This window comes from Thiomicrorhabdus sp. Kp2, assembly GCF_000478585.1.
Classification (GTDB): domain Bacteria; phylum Pseudomonadota; class Gammaproteobacteria; order Thiomicrospirales; family Thiomicrospiraceae; genus Thiomicrorhabdus.
Genome location: NZ_ARWI01000001.1, coordinates 777,275 through 795,003, shown reverse-complemented (window position 1 = coordinate 795,003; position 17,729 = coordinate 777,275). Strand labels below are relative to the sequence as shown.

17 protein-coding genes are annotated in these 17,729 nt (G+C 40.7%); 5 read left to right on the top strand and 12 right to left on the bottom strand.

The genetic code is table 11. From position 1 onward, the window contains the following. Positions 1 to 11: 11 nt before the first annotated feature. Entirely contained in the window at positions 12 to 902 is an 891-nt protein-coding gene (locus A379_RS03800) for an SMP-30/gluconolactonase/LRE family protein (RefSeq protein WP_051144989.1), read from the bottom strand. A gap of 299 nt (positions 903 to 1,201) precedes the next feature. Here A379_RS03800 and A379_RS03795 point away from each other — a divergent pair, with 299 nt between their 5' ends. Then, positions 1,202 to 1,600 carry a DUF805 domain-containing protein gene (locus A379_RS03795; protein WP_040725881.1) on the top strand — a complete coding sequence of 133 codons (399 nt, stop codon included), beginning with the start codon at positions 1,202 to 1,204 and terminating at the stop codon, positions 1,598 to 1,600. 112 nt (positions 1,601 to 1,712) lie between these two features. On the opposite strand, the gene A379_RS03790 is transcribed toward A379_RS03795, so the two are convergent. From A379_RS03790 to A379_RS03740, 11 genes are all read right to left on the bottom strand, one after another. Then, complete coding sequence (locus A379_RS03790; RefSeq protein ID WP_040725880.1) at positions 1,713 to 2,573, bottom strand: Hsp33 family molecular chaperone HslO; 861 nt, start codon at positions 2,571 to 2,573, stop codon at positions 1,713 to 1,715. Positions 2,574 to 2,622: 49 nt separating this feature from the next. Continuing rightward, a complete protein-coding gene (gene lipA, locus A379_RS03785; protein ID WP_040725878.1) occupies positions 2,623 to 3,633 on the bottom strand; it encodes a lipoyl synthase in 1,011 nt (336 codons plus the stop codon). 78 nt (positions 3,634 to 3,711) lie between these two features. Next, positions 3,712 to 4,338 carry a lipoyl(octanoyl) transferase LipB gene (lipB, locus tag A379_RS03780; RefSeq protein WP_040725877.1) on the bottom strand — a complete coding sequence of 209 codons (627 nt, stop codon included), beginning with the start codon at positions 4,336 to 4,338 and terminating at the stop codon, positions 3,712 to 3,714. Positions 4,339 to 4,367: 29 nt separating this feature from the next. Then, entirely contained in the window at positions 4,368 to 4,652 is a 285-nt protein-coding gene (locus tag A379_RS03775) for a YbeD family protein (RefSeq protein WP_040725876.1), read from the bottom strand. Positions 4,653 to 4,695: 43 nt separating this feature from the next. After that, on the bottom strand, positions 4,696 to 5,577 hold the full coding sequence (locus A379_RS03770; RefSeq protein WP_040725874.1) for a D-amino acid aminotransferase: 882 nt from the start codon (positions 5,575 to 5,577) through the stop codon (positions 4,696 to 4,698). Between the two features lie 83 nt (positions 5,578 to 5,660). Beyond that, positions 5,661 to 6,848: a D-alanyl-D-alanine carboxypeptidase family protein gene (locus A379_RS03765; RefSeq protein ID WP_040725872.1), complete on the bottom strand. Its 1,188-nt coding sequence runs from the start codon at positions 6,846 to 6,848 to the stop codon at positions 5,661 to 5,663. Between the two features lie 244 nt (positions 6,849 to 7,092). Next, positions 7,093 to 8,220 carry a rod shape-determining protein RodA gene (rodA, locus tag A379_RS03760; RefSeq protein ID WP_040725870.1) on the bottom strand — a complete coding sequence of 376 codons (1,128 nt, stop codon included), beginning with the start codon at positions 8,218 to 8,220 and terminating at the stop codon, positions 7,093 to 7,095. Positions 8,221 to 8,232: 12 nt separating this feature from the next. Next, positions 8,233 to 10,089, bottom strand: a complete 1,857-nt coding sequence (gene mrdA / locus A379_RS03755) for a penicillin-binding protein 2 (protein ID WP_051144988.1) — start codon at positions 10,087 to 10,089, stop codon at positions 8,233 to 8,235. A 25-nt stretch (positions 10,090 to 10,114) separates the two neighbouring features. Continuing rightward, positions 10,115 to 10,612 carry a rod shape-determining protein MreD gene (mreD, locus tag A379_RS03750; protein WP_040725868.1) on the bottom strand — a complete coding sequence of 166 codons (498 nt, stop codon included), beginning with the start codon at positions 10,610 to 10,612 and terminating at the stop codon, positions 10,115 to 10,117. Next, entirely contained in the window at positions 10,612 to 11,484 is an 873-nt protein-coding gene (gene mreC / locus A379_RS03745; protein WP_081696323.1) for a rod shape-determining protein MreC, read from the bottom strand. The genes mreD and mreC overlap by 1 nt, the downstream gene beginning before the upstream one ends. A 96-nt stretch (positions 11,485 to 11,580) precedes the next feature. Further along, positions 11,581 to 12,627, bottom strand: a complete 1,047-nt coding sequence (locus A379_RS03740; protein ID WP_040725866.1) for a rod shape-determining protein — start codon at positions 12,625 to 12,627, stop codon at positions 11,581 to 11,583. Positions 12,628 to 13,010: 383 nt separating this feature from the next. Between A379_RS03740 and gatC the strand changes: the two genes are divergently transcribed. The 4 genes from gatC (at position 13,011) to htpX (ending at position 17,299) form a co-directional block, all read left to right on the top strand. Further along, positions 13,011 to 13,298, top strand: coding sequence for an Asp-tRNA(Asn)/Glu-tRNA(Gln) amidotransferase subunit GatC (gene gatC, locus A379_RS03735; protein WP_040725863.1), 288 nt, complete (start codon positions 13,011 to 13,013; stop codon positions 13,296 to 13,298). 13 nt (positions 13,299 to 13,311) lie between these two features. Continuing rightward, positions 13,312 to 14,766 (top strand): Asp-tRNA(Asn)/Glu-tRNA(Gln) amidotransferase subunit GatA, encoded by a 1,455-nt coding sequence (gene gatA / locus A379_RS03730; RefSeq protein WP_040725861.1) that lies wholly within the window; start codon positions 13,312 to 13,314, stop codon positions 14,764 to 14,766. Positions 14,767 to 14,782: 16 nt separating this feature from the next. Then, the gene (gene gatB / locus A379_RS03725; protein WP_040725859.1) at positions 14,783 to 16,213 is read left to right on the top strand and encodes an Asp-tRNA(Asn)/Glu-tRNA(Gln) amidotransferase subunit GatB; all 1,431 of its coding nucleotides are present in this window, start codon (positions 14,783 to 14,785) and stop codon (positions 16,211 to 16,213) included. A 189-nt stretch (positions 16,214 to 16,402) separates the two neighbouring features. Further along, complete coding sequence (gene htpX / locus A379_RS03720) at positions 16,403 to 17,299, top strand: protease HtpX (RefSeq protein ID WP_040725858.1); 897 nt, start codon at positions 16,403 to 16,405, stop codon at positions 17,297 to 17,299. The last annotated feature ends 430 nt before the right edge of the window (positions 17,300 to 17,729 follow it).

The following is a 17,729-nucleotide window of genomic DNA, read 5'->3' as shown; positions in this document are numbered from 1 at the left end:
CTACTAAAGTGCTATAGCGTCAAAATAATCACTTTATTTTCATTAAATAGCGGTATTAGCAAACGGTTACGTTTAATGTCTACATCCATGTCTGCAGGCGAATTAAGGTGTTCCACAATGGTTTCATATTCGCCATCTCTAAACACATCAATGGATGAGCTTTCCCAGCTCGACATAGCGATACCACCATTATTTAATTTCACCAAACCATCAAGCCTTGCTGCAAGCGGTTCTGGCATGGCAGTGATATTGCCGTTGTCATCTATTTTGATCATTTTAGCCGAGCTAAAGAACACCACATAAACGTCACCGTTGTCATTAAGAATACCGTTTGGTCGTCCCATTTTGGCATCTTTTAAAATGGTTTCAACTTTACCGTTTGCCCAGATTTTATAGATGGCATCCGTACCCGAAGAAGCAAACCCTGGTTTCATTCCCGTATCTGTCACATAAATATAATCGCCATTACCCGCAGTGACGCCATTTAAGAAACTACTGCCTTCAACTTTAATTGATGGCAGTTGTTTGCCGCTGGGTAGTTCAAATACACGTATTTGAGTAATGTCTGCAACAAACAGCTTATTGCCAATAATAGTCATACCTTTGGGGGCATCTAAATTTACATCTGCATTGGCACCATCAATCCATTTTAAATCAATGATTTTTCCGTCTGGACTCAGCTTTGAGATAAAGCCATTATCATCTTCGGCAAATGGACTGCCATTAATGTTATTGACTAAATAGATGTCTTTGTCAGCATAATATTCCACGGATTCAGGTGTTGAAAATCCAACTTCGCTAACAATTATTTGTGCTTTATCTGAACTAGCAAAAGCACTCATTGAACAAGCGGTTGCCATTAAAATAAAAAGGCTTTTTCTAATGCTTTGGATGGGTTTCATTACAAACTCCTAAGGTTAATGTTATTTGGAAGATAGTACGAGTTTTGGCTTTATCTTCCTTTGGCTATAGTACGAGTATGTTTAGCAGATAACAATCTCTTTTTAGGGTTAAGTTAAGGGCTGATAACTATATGCTTTTCTTTAGGTAGACCTCTTAGTTTTTTAGAGGTTCATTTGGCGCATTTTTAATCATAGTAGAAAGTTGAATGTGGATAAAAAATACTTGGTGTTGTTTACGGGATAAAGTACGTATTATTGGTGTTGCATTGTTCATTAATAATCAATTAAAGGGGATATAAATGCATTTCTTTTTAGAGCCACTAAACCAATATTTTAATTTTAAAGATAGAGCAACCCGCCAGCAGTTTTGGTTGTTTACATTAATTTATATGGTTTTATATCAGGTTATTTTAGCTACGGACGTGATGACGGGTATGTATGATGAAGAAACCCAAGTAGGGCTGGCCTCTACTTTATATGCCTTAGGTTTATTTATTCCATCACTGGCTTTATCGGTTAGACGTTTACACGATATTGGTAAATCAGGCTGGTGGTTACTATTATGGTTAGTGCCAATTTTGGGTTGGATTGTTTTACTGGTATTTTATGTTTTGGATAGCGAAAAAGAAGAAAATAAGTACGGAGTAAGTCCTAAGTATCAGCAAAATACTGAGAGTAGCGAACCGCAGGTGGCTTAACTAAAAAGCTTACAGCTTTCAGTTTAAATATTGGTAAAGAATTATGAGAGCTTACCAGGCTTTTATGCCCCCTTGCGGGGTGTGGTAAGTTCTCATATTAATGCAATTGATACTATTGAACGGTTTGTGACTCTTCAGCAAACAGTTCATTGATATCGTCTTTATTAAAACGCAGATGGTAGTTACACATCTCATTGTGAATGACGATTTCACCTTGCTCTTCAAGCACTTTTCGAACTTCCTCTTCACCTAAAGATAACAACATATTAGTAACGCGTTCTTTGTCTTGAGGGCATTCATAGAGAACCTCTTCAGCTTCAAAAAGTTCGATTAATTCTTCATGAAAGAGTCGGTGTAAAAGGGCTTCTGAATCCAAAGTGGTGAGCTCTTCCTCTTTTACCGTGGTCGCGATGTGTAAAACACGATCCCAACCATCTTCATCATGGCCATCTGTTTCGGGCATTTTTTGAATCAAAACGCCACCTAAGCTCTGTTCATTTGCCGCCAACCATAACTTTGAGGGCAGTTGTTCAGATTGGCTTAGATAGGTTTCAAACGCTTGTGCAATAGAATCACCTTCACGAGGTACATAAGATTGAAAGTGGTGTTGGGTTTGAGTGTTCTCTAACGTCATCAATATTTGACCATCACCAAGCAGTTCATCCATTGTCGTTTCGGTTGAGATCTCTTTATTGGTTTTTGCAACACCGCGAATTTTTAAATCATGAGTCACATCCACCACCAATAACGTAATTGGCCCAGAACCTTGGATTTGCATGGTAATTCGACCTTGATGTTTCATGCCATTGGCCAGTAAAACGGAAATAGCCGTTAATTCGCCTAATAATTTAACGATAGGTTGTGGATAGTGTCGATCTTTGATCATCGCTTGCCAGCTATCTTGTAACTGAATATGTTGGCCACGAATATTGAGTTCTTTAAATAAAAATCGTTGTACAGCATTCACAGACATGGTTTTCTCACTTAGTTCAGAATCTATTTATTGAAGTTATTTAAGCGGATTAATTCGCTAATTCTTTGGCTTGTAAATCAGCATGGTAAGAAGAGCGCACCATAGGCCCCGAAGCCACATTGGTAAAGCCCATTTCATAGCCAGCTTCTTCTACCTGTTTAAATTCATCGGGAGTCCAATATTTTTTTACGGCAATATGGTATTCACTTGGTTGTAAATATTGGCCAACGGTTAACATTTCAACGTCATGGGTTCTTAAATCACGCATCACTTGCAGTAACTCTTCCATGGTTTCACCCAATCCAACCATTAAACCTGATTTAGTCACTACATTTGGATTGATGGCTTTAAAACGCTTTAATAAATCGAGTGAGGCCTGGTAATCTGCACCAGGACGCGCTTCTTCATATAAACGTGGCACGGTTTCAAGGTTGTGGTTGAGTACGTCAGGAGCGGCTTGAGATAGTGTTTCTAAAGCAACGCTTAAACGTCCTCTAAAATCTGGTACTAAGGTTTCAATACGTAAACTGGGTAGGCTAGCACGCAGTTCAGTGACGACATTGCTAAAGTGCTGAGCTCCACCATCACGCAAGTCGTCACGGTCAACGGAGGTAATAACCACATATTTTAATTTCATCGCCTTGACGGTCTCGGCCAGATGTGTGGGTTCATTGGTATCAAGCGGTTTTGGACGACCATGGGTGACATCACAAAACGGGCATTTACGCGTACAAATATCGCCCATAATCATAAAGGTGGCGGTGCCATGACCAAAGCATTCACCCAGGTTTGGGCAAGAGGCTTCTTCACAAACCGAATGTAGGCCTTTTTCACGCATGATGTTTTTGAGTTCTTTTACACGATGCATGTCTTTGGCTTTAGGTAGTTGTGCTTTAATCCAACGTGGTTTTTTTAGCCTTTCTGCGGTTGGGTCAGGGCGGTGCTTGAGCGACTTGGTTTTGTATTGACCTTTTGGCATGGCGTCATTTTTGGCTTTTAAGCTAGAAAGGTTGCCAATATCATTGAGGCCTATTTCTTGTATTTGTGGAGGATTAGACATGCTGTTTGGTCGTCCGCTTGAAGTGATAATAGGGCGTATTATAAAGGATTCTGTTGTTAGACGTTTTATGAATCGAATTTAATCAATTGAAGCTTGAATTTGTTGGCTTAAAATCTTGGCAATCACCAGGCCTGCTTGTTCAACAGTGGGGGTGTTCTCTGCGAGCAGCAATTGTGATAGTTGAGTCATTTGCATACCTTGCAGGCCACAGGGGTTAATTAATTGAAAAGGGGATAAATCCATATTCACATTTAACGCCAAGCCATGGTAGCTTTTTTGTTTACGAATTTTTAAACCCAGTGAGGCGATTTTTTGCCCATTCACATAAACACCAGGTGCATCGGTTCGAGCTAAAGAGGGGATATTGAGTGTGGATAAATATTCAATAATGCTGTTTTCAAGTTTACTAACTAAGGCTCTTACGCCAAGTTTAGCGCGTTTTAAATCAATTAAAACATAGATAACGACCTGGCCTGGTGCATGATAAGTGATTTGACCACCGCGATCGGTTTGGACTATTGGGATATCTGAGTTTTGTAAAATGTGTTCGGCTTTGCCATTTAAACCTTGGGTAAATACTGAGGGGTGTTCCACAATCCAGAGTTCGTCTGGCGTGCTTTCATTTCGGTTATCGGTAAAGGCTTGCATGGCTTGCCAGGTTTTTTCATAAGGCTGTAAACCTAATGGTTTAATGAGAATCTTCATACAAGCTTTATAGGAAATAATGACACTAATTAAAGCGACATTAATACTTCAGGGTGTTTTTTTAAATCGCCATAAATGCCATGAATTTGCTCTAAGCAAGTGGCATAAATCGTCACGTTGACCGAAATGAATTTGTCCCCTTTAGAGGGGGTGATTTGAATATTGTCACGTGGTGTATTAGGGGCATATTTGCAAGCAATTTCAAACACCACTTCTACAAAAGTCTCGGTGTTTTTACCCATTGCTTTGAGTTTAAAGTCACACGGAAACTCTATCAATGATTCATTGTCTGGAGTATGTAAATCTTTCGTCATAATTAACCTTTAATAAACTGTGTCTAAGCTAAAGCGTGTTAGCTTACTGATAAGTTTCAATAAATTTCTGTTTGTGTTGTTGATAATGCTCACGCATTTTTAACCAAAGTGCACCAGGTTTACCTGTGCCGACTGGCTTATTATTTATTTGTGTTACGGGTAAAGCTTCTTTAGTTGAGCTAGAGAGCCAAATCTCATCGGCATTATTCAATTCTTCTTCAGTAACATCACGCTCTACCAGCGGAATTTTAAATTGCTTAGCAATGGATTCAATCACCAATCGAGTAATGCCTGGTAAGATTTTATGGCTGTTTGGAGGAGTGATTAATACACCATCCTTAACAATAAAAGCATTGCTTGCTGTGCCTTCAGAAACAAGGCCTTGTTTGGTGATTAACACAGCATCATCGGCACCTTGTGCTTTAACCGCTAACTTCATCATTACATTGGGTAACAGAGTAATAGCTTTAATGTCACAACGTAACCAGCGAATATCTTCTAATGTAATGACTTTAATGCCGTTTTCAATAATGTTAGGCGCTACGGGCTTCAGAGGGTTTGTATAAGCATAGATAGTCGGTGCTAAACAGTCAGCGGGCATATGGTCACGTTGCATCTGCACACCACGAGTGACTTGAAGGTAGATATATTGATCTTGCCAATCATGTTTGGATATTAAGGTTTGCAGCATCTCTAGCCATTCTTCATCCGTTAAGGGATTAGCAATGCTGGTGGCCTGTAAGCTATTTTTTAAACGTTGTAAATGTTCTTCAAAACAAAATGGCTTTTGTTGGTAAACAGGAATGACCTCATAGACACCGTCACCAAATAAAAATCCGCGGTCTTGAGTGGATACTTGTGATTCGGTAATAGGAAGATAGTTGCCATTTAAATAGACAATTTGTTGATTAAGCGTATCGGTCATTTTGTTTCCTGCAATGACAAAGCCACGCTAGCAGAGTCTAACATGGCTAAAAACAGTAAAAGGCTAAAGAAGTATTATAAAACCTAGCCAATAATTGAGTTAATAAATAATTTGACTTGGTCTAATAGTTTTTTAAAGAAAGAGCCTTCTTCCACGGCATCTAAAGCAACCAATGGCTGTTCAGCAATGGTCTTTTCACCCAGTGTAATATGTAAAGTTCCCAGCTCATGACCCGCTTCAAGAGGTGCTTTGATTTCTGGATTAACAGAGCTTTCAATTTTGATGTTTTTATATTGGCCACGTGGGATGGTGATGTATAAATCATTGGCTAAACCAACGCCAATCAAATCACGGGTTCCTTCCCAGACTTTTACATCGTTTAAACGTTGGTTTGAAGTGTACAGCTTATGGGTTTCAAAGAAACGAAAGCCATAGTTAAGCAGTTTTTGACTCTCCTGAATACGCATCTTTGAACTAGATGTGCCAAGTACAACCGTAATTAAGCGGCTTTCTTCACGTTTAGCAGACGAGACTAAGCAGTATCCTGCGCTTTCTGTGTGTCCTGTTTTCAAGCCATCAACGGTTGGATCTTGCCAAAGTAATTTATTTCGGTTGTATTGAGTAATGCCATTAAAGGTAAATTTTTTCTCTGAATACCATTTGTACTCTTCAGGAAATTTAGAGATTAATGCTTTGGTTAAAATCGCTAAATCATTTGCTGTTGTGTAGTGTTCTGGATCAGGTAAGCCTGTTGCATTAACAAAGTGAGTACCCGTCATACCTAAGCTTTGAGCATATTTATTCATTAACTGGGCAAAGACTTCTTCACTACCAGCAATGTGTTCCGCTAAAGCCACGCTAGCATCGTTACCGGATTGAATGACCATACCTTTCATGAGATCTTTAACGGATATTTGTTTACCCACTTCAATAAACATTTTAGAGCCAGGCATCTGCCAAGCCTTTTTACTGATAGTGACCATATCATCGAGACTCATATTGCCGTTAGTCAACTCGTTGATAACAACATAACCCGTCATAATTTTGGTTAAGCTGGCAGGTTCAACGCGGTCGTCGGCATTTTTTTCAGCCAAAACGTGACCACTATTAAAATCGATTACTAAAAACGCTTTTGCCGCAATATTTGGCGCTGAAGGAATAACGTGTGGAGTAGGGGCTGTTGGCGTTGGTAATGTTTCCGCTGAAGCCACTTGTAATAGGCTAAAAAAGCTTAATGTTAAGAGCGTTAATGTCTGTTTTAGAGTAAGCATGGCTGAGTCTATTTCCCTACTGGTTATGAGTGTGGAGTTTGATTTTATAAAAGATTATAAAAAAGGAGTAATTTAACATATTCGCTTTCAAATCTAAATGGCAACAGTCTTGAAAAACGTCAACAAATAAGGGAGATAATATGAATTTTAGTCATAGTGGCAATGCAGTTATTTCAATAGAACAGCTTACCAGGCCTGGTAAGTTATTGAAAAGGTTATTTTCAGTGGGTTGTTTGCCGGTTCATTAATCGGTTAATAGACGTTTGTGGGTGTGAATCGACATTAATATCCCAAAACTAATCATAAGGGTTACCAGAGAGCTTCCACCATAACTAATAAGCGGCAAGGGTAAGCCAACAACGGGAAGTAAGCCACTGACCATGCCGATATTAACAAAAATATAAACAAATAGAGTCATGGTTAAACTCGCAGCCACCAGGCGAGTGAAATTGTCTTGGGCTTGTGAGGCGATATATAGACCACGAGCGATAACAAACGCATAAAGTGCTAGCAGAGTGATAACCCCCAGTAATCCAAACTCTTCCGAGAGAACAGAGAAAATAAAGTCGGTGGTACTTTCTGGTAAAAAATCTAAATGGGCTTGGGTGCTACCCAAAAAACCTTTACCCTGCAGGCCGCCAGAGCCAATGGCAATTTTTGATTGGATAATATGATATCCGCTTCCTAAAGGGTCGGATTCTGGGTTTAAAAAAGTTAAAACCCGTTGTTTTTGATAAGCATGCATAAAATGCCAGGCGATGGGCGCGCTGGCTACTGCAGCGGTAATGGCTGCAATAATGACTTTCCAAGGTAGGCCTGCAAAAAATAGCACAAACAGTCCACTCATGGCAATGAGTAGCGAGGTACCTAAATCGGGTTGCACCACGATTAAACTGGCGGTAAGTGCAATAATCATTGCCCCCAAGAGTAGACGTCTAAAACTGGGCGGAAATTGGCTATGAGCAAATAACCAGGCCACGGTAATCGGGAGGACTAACTTCATCAACTCAGAGGGTTGAAACTTAATGGGGCCTAAGTCTAGCCATCTCTGCGCGCCTTTACCGACATCGCCAAATAAAATCACCGCAATCAGCATGAGTATGCCCGCAAGAAATAACCAAGGGGTAAAGATATAGATAATATTGGGTGGAATTTGTGCAAATACCAGCATTAAGACCAGTGCAAATCCTACACGAATTAAATGTCTGGTAATAACAGCCTCATCACCACCAGATGCGCTATAGACAATTGCCGCACTTGTGGTGAGTAACATTAAAATGCCAAGCAGTAACCAGGTGTCAATATGCAAGGCTTCTAAAATGCCCTTATTACGACGGTAGACTTGTTGAGGTTGAATGTCTTCTAATTTCATCTTGAAGGCTTCTTATTCATCTGTATTATCAGCATCGTTGTCTTCTTGCAAAAGCTTGTCTTGCAGGTAATGTTGAATTAAATCAACGGCCATAGGCGCTGCGGTTTTACTGCCGCTACCACCGTTTTCGACAATGACGGCAACGGCAATTTGTGGTTTTTCTACAGGGGCAAACCCAATAAACAGAGAGTGGTCATGTAGTCTTTTAGCGAGTTCATCTGCATTGTACTTGCCTTGGTTTAAACTAAAGACCTGTGCAGTACCTGTTTTTCCTGCCATTTTAAACGGTAGACCTGCACCATGCCTTCTTGCAGTTCCTTTTTTTCCGTGCATGACGTTTTCCATGCCCTTGATCACTGTTTCCCAGTTAGAAATTTTATTAATTTGGATTTGCTCAGTGGGCGAGGCTTTAAGTTCATCTCTAAGCAAGTGTGGCTGAATGATTTTGCCACGGTTAGCCAAAATCGCAGTGGCTTTAGCGAGCTGCAAAGGCGTCGTTAAATTATACCCCTGACCAATCGAAGAGATAATGGTTTCACCTCGATACCAAGGTTTGCCTTTGGTCTCTTGTTTCCACTTTTGCGAAGGTAAAATACCTTTAGATTCACCAATGATATCAATGTTCGTTTTTGAGCCAAAGCCAAAGGGTGCCATCGCATCATGAATGGCATCGACCCCCATATTTAAGCTCAATTCATAAAAATAGGTATCACAAGACTGGGCAATCGCATCGTTTAAATCAACCAAGCCATGGCCTGTACGTTTCCAATCGCGGTAACGATGGTTTGCAAAATCAAAATAGCCAGGGTCGTAAATCTTTTTGGTAGGTGAAATAACATTGTTCTCAATAGCACCCAAGGCTACAAATGGTTTGATGGTAGAACCTGGCGGGTATTGCCCATTGATTGCACGGTTAATAAACGGGCGATCAGGATCGTAAAGTAAACGATTATAATTGTCTTGGTCAATGCCATCTACAAACAGATTTGGGTCAAAGGTTGGCATGCTAGCAAAAGCCAAAATCTCGCCATTTTGCGGGTCAATGGCAATCATCGAGCCGCGATGATCTTTAAGAAGGTTTTCAGTATATTGTTGCAGTTTGATATCGAGTGTTAAGTGAATATCTTCGCCAGGCGTGGCAGGTAAGGTTTCAAGTTTACGTAAGATTCGACCACGCGCATTGGTCTCAATTTGTTGAACGCCTGGTGAGCCATGCAAACGGCTTTCGTAAAAGCGTTCAATGCCTGATTTACCGATAATGTTCGTGCCTAAATACTCTTTTTCATTGAGTGTTTTTAGTTCTTTAACATTAATTCGTCCTACGTAACCTAAGGCATGAACGGCGGTACTTTTGTGAGGGTAGACCCGTTTTAAACGCGCAGAAAGGGTGACCCCTGGGTATTTGTAGCTCATAACAGAAAAACGTGCGGCTTGTTCCTCTGTTATGGAAAAAGGCAGAGTATAGGATTTTGAACGATTCCACTTCCTGAATTTTTTGAAATAGTCTTCAATTTTCTCTGGATTGGTGTTGTCGAGTAAATTCATGAGGGCGAGTTCAAAAGCGTGGATATCATCCATCTTCTCACGAATCATGGTTAGTGCATAAACGGGTTGGTTATCAGCAAGCAAAATATGGTTGCGGTCGTAAATTTTGCCACGGGTTGGAGGTAGTGTTTCAACCGAGATTCGATTGCCTTCAGCTAGGCCGTGATAGCGTTCGAAGTTATACCACTGCAAATGCGCCATGCGACCAATTAGAAAGGCAAATAATAATAATACAAACGCATAGGCAAAATAGAGTCGGAAACGAAACCGACGCTTTTTTTGCAGAGTTTCTGCATCACTATTAAAGTTTAAAGACTCTTTCATGTTACTTTTACCAGGCCTGCATGGTTTAAGTAAGACTTTGTGTAATTTTATTTAACATAGCAGATGCAAATGGCCAAATAATAATGCCTGCGGCTGGCATGCTCCAATAAGGAACAAATGCACCATCAACCAGAACGGGACTAAAAAACAGATAGTTTAATGCTTGATAAATCAATAAATAAATACCAATAATAAACGCCTGTTGCCAACTCGGGTAGGTTCTAAATTGCAGTCTGTTGCGAATCATCATAAAGAGAATTAAACAATAGAGTAGTGCGTGAGCCCCTAGTGTGGTCTGGTAAAGGGCATCAGCCAATACACCTAATATAAAGGCTGAAATAAAGTAGGTTCTATCTAAATAGTGACTGCTCCAATACAGTACAGCAATTAGTGTCATTGGCGGAATAAACTGCAATGAATTATTTAGCAGAATCATGCTGTCGATGATCAGGGCAAAAAGAAACGACAATAAAATGAGCCAACGGACCTGGCTGGAGCGAATATTGACAAATTTTTCAGTCATTAATGCGTTCCTTCTTGTTTGTCTTTTGGGTCTTGAGTTTTTAAGTTAAAGTCTAAATCAAAGTCAAAGTTATTGCGCCAGTCTTCAGCTTCTTCTTGCGAGATGATAAGAACTTTGTGGGATTGGTTTAATTTTGCAATCGGTGTCGCAGAGATATTGAAATAGGGATTATCTCCCTGAATATCAATTTGGGTGATTTTTGCTACTGGGTACCCAGCTGGAAAAATGCCGCCAAGCCCTGAGCTTTCAATGATATCACCCACTTTGACTTCGCTGTTAACAGGAATAAAGCTGAGTTTAGCATTGTCGTGACCAGTCCCATTTAATATGCCGCGTTGTCCAGTACGCTGAATGCGAACTGGAATTTGGTGGTCAGGGTCGGTAATGAGCAGTACCCGAGATGTGGTTGGGGTGGTTTGGATGATTTGCCCCATTATCCCTAAAGAATCAATAACGGTTTGCTGGTTTTTTACTTTATCTAGGCTTCCTTTATTCAATGTAATAAATTGTGATAAAGGGTTGCTGCTGTAAAAAGTCACTGTCGCAATTTGCACAGTTTGGTTGGTGATTTTACCCGTTGTGCCTAGAAGCGATTCGAGACGCTCTACTTGCAATTCAAGGTTAGCAAGTTGCTGCTGCTGCGCTTTTAGAAGGAGGATCTCGGTTTTTAACTGCTGATTTTCCATCTCAAGTGAGTTGATTGAGGTGAAATCTGTCGTAACCAATTGATAGATGTGTTTTGGGAGGGTCGCTGCTCTTTCAATAGGAGAAAGTGTGGTTAGGAGAACACTGCGAACACTGCCTAAAATTTGACCATAGTGGTCGGCAGCCATCAGCACAATGGCAAGAATGAATGCAATAATAAACTGCATTCCTTCCTGTTGTGAGGATGAGCTGTTTAGGTTGATTGCCGTTCTCCTAGACTAAATTAAAACGTGTGGTTATTTGCTTTTGAGTTAACTACAGAGTTATTCAAAAGAAAAAACGTCAACGCCTTTTTCATCCATTAGTTCTAAAGCTCTGCCACCGCCACGCGCGACACACGTTAGAGGGTCGTCTGCGATAATGACAGGGATTCCAGTCTCTTCAGAAAGCAATGTACTGAGATTGCGAAGTAAAGCGCCTCCACCAGTTAGCACAATACCATGCTCGGCAATATCCGCCCCTAGTTCTGGTGGCGTATTTTCTAAAGCAGTTCTTACGGCGCTTACAATCGCTGAAAGAGGTTCTTGTAACGCTTCTAATACTTCATTACTGTTTAATGTGAAACGACGTGGCACGGCTTCAGCAATGTTAGAGCCGTGAACTTCCATGGTATCAGGGTTTACTTCATGGTAAGCCGTACCAATGGTTTTCTTAATTTTTTCGGCCGTTGTTTCACCAATAATCATGCCGTAATTACGACGTACATATTTGATGATGGCGTCATCAAAACGGTCACCACCGACTTTAACTGAATCCGACCAAACGATACCGTTTAAAGAAAGGGTAGCCACTTCTGTGGTACCGCCACCGATATCAACCACCATAGAACCCGTTGGTTCTGATACAGGCATGCCAGCACCGATTGCCGCAGCCATTGGTTCTTCAATTAAGTAAACTTCACGTGCACCAGCCCCAGCGGCTGATTCACGAATGGCACGACGCTCAACTTGAGTAGAGCCACAAGGTACACAAACTAAAACGCGAGGGCTAGGTTGAAAAAACTTGGCTTCATGGACTTTTTTAATAAAGGCTTGTAGCATTTTTTCAGTGACTTCAAAGTCCGCGATAACGCCATCTTTTAAAGGACGAACGGTCTGAATGTCTTGGTTTTCTTTACCAAGCATGAGTTTAGCGTTTTCACCTACTGCCACAATAGAGCGACTATTGCTTCCACGTTTGTTCGTGCGGATTGAAACGACTGAAGGCTCGTTTAATACCATGCCTTTACCACGAACGTAGATAAGTGTGTTTGCAGTACCTAAATCAATAGAAAGGTCGTTTGAGAAGAGTCCCATGAATTTGCGAAACATTGAGTGCGGTCCTTAAAGAATTAGACTTAAAAATAATCCTGGCATTTTAACTTATTCTGTAAGCTCGTAGAAGACTAATTTTCTTTTAATTATCGAGATGGATAAGTAAACTTGATAATCCTTTTTTTATGGCTCAAAAATAGAAAAAAGTCGACAATGCCTTATGAGATGTTTTTCAGAATTAAACAAATAAAACCCTGTTAAAGCCAATAAATAGTCTTTAGTAGAGGGCGTTAATATGGTATTTTATACGGTCAAATTTTTTCTACTGGTTTTGGCGTGCTGCAGAAAGTTTTTAAACGAAGAAATTCGTTAAAAAACGCTGTTAAAAACAGCCAAAACGGGTAGAGCAACCATATCCCGTATCCGATTAGGAGTAGAGTGTGTCTTTAGGAAAAACTGAAGTCGAATACATTTCTCGTTTAGCTGCTATTGAAGTCAAAGAATCTGAAGTTGATGACGTAGCCGCAAAACTATCTAATATTTTAGATTTATTCTCACAAATGCAAGCCGCTAATACGGATGATGTTTTGCCAATGGCGCATCCATTAGACCAGGTTCAGCGTTTACGCCCAGATGTTGTCACAGAAACCGATCAACATGAAAAGCTACAATCCGTTGCCCCAGCCGTTGAAAACGCATTGTATTTAGTGCCACAAGTGATTGAGTGAGAAAAACAAGAAAATGCATAATTTAACTATTAAACAGATGAGTGAAAAATTACATGCGGGTGAAATTACCAGTGTGCAATTAACTCAACACTATTTGGATCGTATTGCTCAATTCGATGCAGACATTAACGCTTACGTAACCGTAACACCAGAACTGGCGATTGCGATGGCCAAAGAAGCGGATGAGAAATTGGCTTCTGGACAAGGTGAATTGCTAACGGGGATTCCTGTTGCCCACAAAGACATTTTTTGTACTGACGGAATTAAAACTTCTTGTAGCTCAAAAATGTTAGATAACTTTATTGCGCCTTACGATGCACATGTAGTGACTCAGCTTAAAAAAGTCGGTATGCCTATTTTAGGTAAAACCAATATGGATGAGTTTGCCATGGGTTCTTCCTCTGAAAGCAGTTATTACGGGCCAACCAAAAACCCTTGGGACTTAAATGCCGTACCTGGTGGTTCATCGGGTGGTGCAGCCGCGGTGATTGCCGCAGGTCTTGCGCCAATGGCAACGGGTACCGATACAGGTGGGTCTATTCGCCAGCCAGCCTCTTTTTGCGGTATTACTGGGATTAAACCAACCTACGGTGCGGTTTCACGTTTTGGAATTGTGGCGTATGCCTCAAGTTTTGACCAAGCAGGGCCAATGACACGTTCGGCAGAAGATGCGGCCTGGATGTTAAATGCCATGGCAGGGTTTGATGAGCGTGATTCAACGAGCTTAGAACGTGAAACACCAGATTTTACAGCCGAATTAGGTCAATCTCTAAAAGGTTTAAAAGTAGGTGTTCCTGCAGAATACTTTGGCGAAGGTTTAGATCCTGATGTAGAAATTGCTGTGGTTAATGCCATTGCAGAAATTGAAAAGTTGGGTGCGGAAATTGTAGAAGTTCACCTACCGAATAAAGATTTAGCGGTACCTTCTTATTATGTATTGGCGCCAGCAGAAGCCTCATCAAACTTATCACGTTTTGATGGGGTGCGCTTTGGCCATCGTTGTGAAAATCCTAAAGATTTAGAAGACCTTTATAAACGTTCACGTTCTGAAGGCTTTGGTGCTGAAGTGAAGCGCCGTATTATGGTTGGGGCTTATGCCTTATCAGCTGGTTTTTACGATGCCTATTATTTAAAAGCACAAAAACTGCGTCGTATGGTGCGTGATGACTTTACTAAAGCGTTTGAATCTTGTGATGTGATTATGGGGCCTGTTGCGCCTAGTCCAGCCTTTAATATTGGCGAAAAGTCAGACGACCAAGTCAGTATGTATCTATCCGATTTATACACCATTCCTGTTAACTTAGCTGGTTTACCAGGCCTGTCAGTTCCAGCTGGTTTTGCAAACAATCGACCAGTAGGTTTACACATTGTTGGGCCTTATTTCAGTGAGGCAAAACTGTTGAATATTGGTCACCAATATCAACAAGTGACTGATTGGCATAAACAGATGCCTGAACAGTATCAATAATAGGAGTTAACAGAATATGAGTTGGGAAGTTGTAATTGGTTTAGAGATACACGCTCAGTTAACCACAAAATCAAAGATATTTTCAGGGTCGTCGATTGCTTATGGTGCAGCACCAAATAGCCAGGCCTCCAATATTGATTTAGGTATGCCAGGCATGTTGCCAGTGTTAAACGCGGGGGTGATTAATAAATCCATCGCTCTCGGATTGGCGCTGAATGCAGAAATTGGTCGCAAATCGGTATTTGACCGTAAAAACTATATGTATCCAGATTTGCCTAAAGGCTATCAGACCACGCAATTAGAGTTTCCAATTGTCGGTCAAGGTACATTAGAAATTGAAGTGGATGGTGTTAAAAAAGTCATTGGTGTCACCCGTGCGCACTTAGAAGAAGATGCGGGTAAATCAAACCACGGTATTGTGCCAGGTATGAGTGGAATTGACTTAAACCGTGCCGGAACACCACTATTAGAAATCGTTTCTGACCCTGATATGTCATCAGCTAAAGAAGCGGTCGCTTATGCTAAAAAAATGCATGAGTTAGTTCAGTACTTAGGGATTTGTGACGGTAATATGCAAGAAGGTTCTTTCCGTGTCGATTCAAACGTCTCGGTTCGTAAACCTGGTGAACCTCTTGGTACACGTACCGAGTTAAAAAACATAAACTCCTTTCGCTTTATTGAAAAAGCGATTGAGTTTGAAATTGAACGCCAAATTGAACTGATTGAAAATGGTGGGCAAGTCGTTCAAGAAACTCGCCTTTATGATTCGGAAAACGACACGACTCGTTCAATGCGTTCTAAAGAAGAGGCCAATGACTACCGTTATTTCCCTTGTCCAGATTTACTGCCTGTTATTATCACAGAAGAAGACATTGAAGCCGTTAAAGCGACTATGCCTGAGTTGCCAGATGCAAAACGTACCCGTTTTGTAGCCGAGTTTGGTTTAAGTGACTATGATGCAGAAGTCTTGACCAGTTCTCGTGAAATGGCTGAATTCTTTGAAGCTTTAGTGGCTGAAACAGAAGGTAAAGATGCCAAACTATGTGCTAACTGGATGACGTCTGGTTTTGCTGCCGCCTTGAATAAAGATGGGCTTTCTGTCAATGAATCGCCAGTTTCTGCAGCAATGTTAGCAGGAATGATTAAACGTCTAATGGATGAAACCATTTCGGGCAAAATTGCTAAACAAGTTTTCGAAGCGATGTGGAATGGCGAAGGTTCTGCCGATGAAATTATTGAAGCCAAAGGTCTAAAACAGATTACAGATACGGGAGCGATTGAAGCTTTAGTGGATGAAGTACTTGCCAATAACCCAGATCAAGTTCAAGCCTATAAGGATGGACAAGAGAAAATGATGGGCTATTTTGTGGGGCAAATTATGAAGGCTTCTGGTGGTCAGGCTAATCCAGGGCAAGTAAACAAAATGTTAAAAGAGAAGTTAAGCTAATCTATCCTTGTGAATAAGCTTAAAAACCTTATTTATGATAAGTTCATTTAATTACCAGGCCTGGTAATCTTGAGGAAAAATGGATATTTAATCAAATATCAATAATAAAACTTGAAAGGTTATAAAAAATCCTTATATTGGTTAATAGCTAAATTTTGAATACCACACAACACTTCTAAGGAGAAAATGATGAAGCGTATTGGTCTGTTTTTATTAACAAACATTGCGGTCATTGCGGTTGCAATGTTAGCAATGAATATCTTGGGTGTAGGCAACTACATGGAGGGTACTAGCCTGAACCTAAACAACTTGTTTATGTTTGCGTTAATTTTTGGTTTTGCAGGTTCGTTTGTCTCTTTGGCTATGTCAAAGTGGATGGCAAAAATGTCAACGGGTGCTCAAGTGATTACTCAGCCACGTAATGCAGATGAGAAGTGGTTAGTTGATACAGTAACGGCTCAAGCAGCTAAAGCGGGAATCAAAACGCCAGAAGTGGCTATTTATGACTCTCCAGAACCAAACGCCTTTGCAACAGGGATGACGAAAAACAACTCATTGGTTGCTGTTTCAACAGGGTTGATGCGTAGTATGCGTCAAAACGAAGTAGAAGCGGTTCTAGGTCACGAAGTCGCTCACGTAGCTAACGGTGACATGGTAACCATGGCATTATTACAAGGTGTGTTGAACACGTTTGTTATTTTCTTTGCAAAAATCGTAGCTTACATTGTTGACCGCGTAGTGCTTAAAAATGAGCAAGAAGGTCATAGTTTGACATTTATTGTTGTGGATATCGTTGCACAAATCTTATTCGGTATTTTGGCAAGTATCATCGCGATGGCGTTCTCTCGTTACCGTGAATTCCATGCGGATAACGGTGGTGCTTACTTAGCTGGTAAAGAGAATATGATTGCCGCTTTGCGTCGTCTACAAACCATGCAGCCAGGTGAATTACCTGACCAAATGGCCGCATTTGGTATCTCGGCTAAAAAGTCGTCTTTCGGTGATCTATTCAAGTCTCACCCAGACCTTGAAGATCGTATTGCACGTTTAGAAGCCACTTCACAAGAGAAGCTAAAAGTCGCTTAATTTAGAGCCACTTTAAAACGTTCAATCAAAGCCCCGTTTAGGATTTCCTAGCGGGGCTTTTTTATTAGGGTGTAATACTTAAATGTAGTGCTACACTTTTATTAGTGTTTTCTGACTGAATGGATTGGAAAAAGCGATGGAAAGTCGATTCGGTTTGGCTCTATTGATTGTTGTATGATTGAGAAGCCTTTTTAATATTTATAGGTTTTTAATTTCATGGCTCAGGCTTCCCGTCACTTTTTCTCGTCTCTGCAGTCGAGTTCTTCGTTTGCTGTTCGGCAAAAAGTAACCAAATACGCGCCCTGAAAGAAGTGCCCTTGGGGCAAACCCCGCTGACGAAAACGATTTTACTAAGCTTGTCTGCTCAAGTTTGTGAACTCGCTTCGCTCACACGAAGAACTTGGCTGCAGCGAAGCGGAGAGACAAGAAA